Genomic DNA, 613 nt, shown 5'->3' with positions numbered 1-613 from the left:
CCGAGCTGAACCAACTGACCCGCGAATTCTTCCACACCCGCCTCTTCGGCCTGCCCGCCGCTCTGGCCAGCTACGCGCTGGTGGGCTGGTTCCTCGGCACCCAGAACGCCCGCGCGCCGCTGGCGATTCTGCTGACCACCAACCTCGTCAACATCGCCCTCAACCTGTGGTTCGTGCTGGGCCTGGATTGGGGCGTGGTCGGCTCGGCCCGCGCCTCGGTGATCGCCGAATGGACCGGGGCCCTGCTCGGCCTGGCCCTTACCCAAAAAGCCCTGCGTGCCTACCCCGGCCATATCGCCTGGGCCACGCTCAAGCTGTGGCAAAGCTGGCGCCCGCTGCTGGCGGTGAACCGCGATATCTTCATCCGCAGCCTGGCCCTGCAATCGGTGTTTTTCATGATCACCGTGCAAGGCGCTCGCTTGGGGGATGCCACGGTGGCGGCGAATGCGCTGCTGCTCAATGGTCTGTTGCTGACGGCCCACGCCCTGGACGGACTGGCCCACGCCGTGGAAGCCTTGTGCGGCCACGCCATCGGCGCCCACGACCGCCAGGCCTTGCGCCGCTCGCTGGTGGTGGCCTGTGGTTGGTCGTTGCTGGCGAGTGTCGGCTTCGC

At 67.9% G+C, this 613-nt stretch carries 1 protein-coding gene; it reads left to right on the top strand.

The window, feature by feature from the left end; translation table 11 throughout:
- A partial coding sequence (locus HX846_RS34700; RefSeq protein WP_256740298.1) for an MATE family efflux transporter occupies positions 1–613 on the top strand: 613 nt, incomplete at both ends.

The organism is Pseudomonas sp. K5002 (assembly GCF_013386655.1).
Classification (GTDB): domain Bacteria; phylum Pseudomonadota; class Gammaproteobacteria; order Pseudomonadales; family Pseudomonadaceae; genus Aquipseudomonas.
The sequence above is the reverse complement of the archived record's forward strand: the minus strand, read 5'-3'. Positions and strand labels throughout refer to the sequence as shown.